The 2,060-nt window shown below is 75.7% G+C and carries 2 protein-coding genes and 1 pseudogene; 1 reads left to right on the top strand and 2 read right to left on the bottom strand.

The genetic code is table 11. The features are described 5' to 3' along the window. The coding region (locus EF918_RS35160) for an ATP-binding protein (RefSeq protein WP_148141343.1) at positions 1–860 on the top strand (860 nt) is incomplete at its 5' end. 246 nt (positions 861–1,106) lie between these two features. Here the strand turns inward: EF918_RS35160 and EF918_RS35155 are convergent. After that, complete coding sequence (locus EF918_RS35155; protein WP_125652906.1) at positions 1,107–1,715, bottom strand: hypothetical protein; 609 nt, start codon at positions 1,713–1,715, stop codon at positions 1,107–1,109. After that, a pseudogene (locus EF918_RS35150) lies at positions 1,712–2,060 on the bottom strand (serine/threonine protein kinase); the annotation flags it as partial. The pseudogene EF918_RS35150 and the gene EF918_RS35155, both read right to left, overlap by 4 nt.

Genomic DNA, 2,060 nt, shown 5'->3' with positions numbered 1-2,060 from the left:
CGGCGGCCGGTCTCCTCGACGACCTCGGCGGCCGGTTCCTGCCGAACGACCTGTGGGCCCGGGTCGCCGGCATGGAGAAGGAGAAGGACCTCATCGAACGGCGGGTGGTGCTGCCCCTGGCCGAGCCCGAGCGGGCAGCCCAGCACGGGGTGCGCCCGCCGCGCGCCATCACCCTCTTCGGCCCGCCCGGCACCGGCAAGACCACCTTCGCCCGCGCCATCGCCTCCCGGCTCGGCTGGCCCTTCGTGGAACTGCTGCCCTCCCGGCTGGCCGACGAGGGCAACCTGGCCGCCGCCCTGCGCAGCGCCTTCGCCCGGATCGCCGAGCTGGAACGGGTCCTGGTCTTCATCGACGAGGTCGAGGAGATCGCCCCGGTCCGCACCGAGCCCGCCCAGCCGGGCGGGATCCACGGGGTCACCAACGAACTGCTCAAGCTGATCCCGGGCTTCCGGGAGGGCGACGAACGGCTGCTGGTGTGCGCCACCAACTCGGTCCGCTCGCTGGACCCGGCCTTCCTGCGGCCCGGCCGCTTCGACTACCTGATCCCGATCGGCACCCCCGACGCCGGGGCCCGGGCGGCGATCTGGTCCCGCTGGACGGCGGGCCGGGCGGACGTGGACGTGGCGGCGCTGGTCGCCGCGAGCGAGCTGTTCACCCCGGCCGACATCGAGCACGCGGCGCGGATCGCGGCGCAGGTCAGCTTCGAGCGGGACCTGGAGGCGGTGGCCGGCCCGCCCGGCGCCCCGCTGGGCGCGACCACCCAGGACTACCTGGACGCGATCGGCCAGAGCCGGCCGACGGTGACCCCGGCGCAGACCCGCGACTTCGCGGCGGACATCACCGCGCACGCCCGCTTCTGAGCTGTGGCGGCCCGCAGCGCTCCCCAAAGCACTGCGGGCCTTCCACGCGGACACGGCAGCCGTGCGGAACGGCCGCGCTCCGGTGGGGGTGTACCACGGGCTGGAACGAGGCACGCGACGGTGCCGCAGGACTCCCTGCAAGCCCTGGTCGGCGCGTTCCGGTCAAGCAGCGCGGGGCCGCCCGGCGCCTCGGCCGGACGGCCGCCGTCGCTCGGCCGAACGGCCGGTCCGACCGGCGCGGCCGGTTCACCCGGAGCACTGGTAGGTGAACTCCACCGCCGCGGTGCGCCGCGCCGGCTCCAGCAGCTCCAGCTCGGCCCGTGCGGGATAGCTGCCGGTGCCCTGGAAGGTCCACAGCAGGTGCAGCCGCGCCTCGTGCTGCCCCCGCGCCACCCGCTCGGTGAGCTGTTCGGAACGGGTGCCGTCGCTGCGGATCCAGCGGTACGTGAGCGTGCCCGGGCGCCCGTCGGTCGCCACGACGGCGAGCACGTCGGCGGCCGCACCACAGGTCGGGCCCCCGGCGGCGGTGCTCACCGTCACGTCCCGGACCGCGACCGAGGGCCCGAGCCGCTGCCAGGCGAGGTACCCCAGGACGGCGAGCAGCACCACCGCGGCGAGCGTGTACCGGCGCAGCCCGGCCCAGCGGCTGCGGCGGACGGGCGCGGGCGCCGGCAGGGTCAGCGTCCCGCCGGGGACCACGGCGAACGGTGCGACCGCCGCCGCCGTCACCCCGGGCCCGAAGCGCAGCACCGAACCGTCGACCCGGTCGGGCGCGACGTCCTCCACCGGGAGCGGGCCCCCGCTGATCCAGTGGCTGCCGAGGACGGTGGCGCTGTAGTCGTTGTCGTCGCTCATCGGATCTGACACCTCCTGATCCAGACCGGGGCGGAGGTGGCGGACTTCCCGCCCGCCGTGGCCCGTACGTGCCAGTAGCAGCCGGCGCCGGTGAAGGCGTGGGCCCGCGTGAACGAGCCCTGGGCGCTCACCGTGTCCCGGCCGTCGGAGGCTCCGAGGAGCCGCGGGCTGTCACTCGTGAACCACTCCAGCACCACCGGCACCGCGCCCTTGCCCGTCGTGCTGAGGGTGACGCCGGCCTGGCCGGTCGTCACGCCGGTCTGGTTCAAGGTGACCGCGATCGAATCGACGACCACCACGGGCGAGGGCGGGGCCGTGGTGGGCGGCGGCGTCGTCGCGGGAGGG

The sequence above is a fragment of the Streptomyces sp. WAC06614 genome, assembly GCF_003949795.1.
Lineage (GTDB): Bacteria > Actinomycetota > Actinomycetes > Streptomycetales > Streptomycetaceae > Streptomyces.
The sequence above is the reverse complement of the archived record's forward strand: the minus strand, read 5'-3'. Positions and strand labels throughout refer to the sequence as shown.

What these genes read in the sequence shown, in the direction of transcription:
- EF918_RS35155 (WP_125652906.1), bottom strand. Translation starts at nt 1,715, where the DNA reads ATGAGCGACGACAACGACTACAGCGCCACCGTCCTCGGCAGCCACTGG.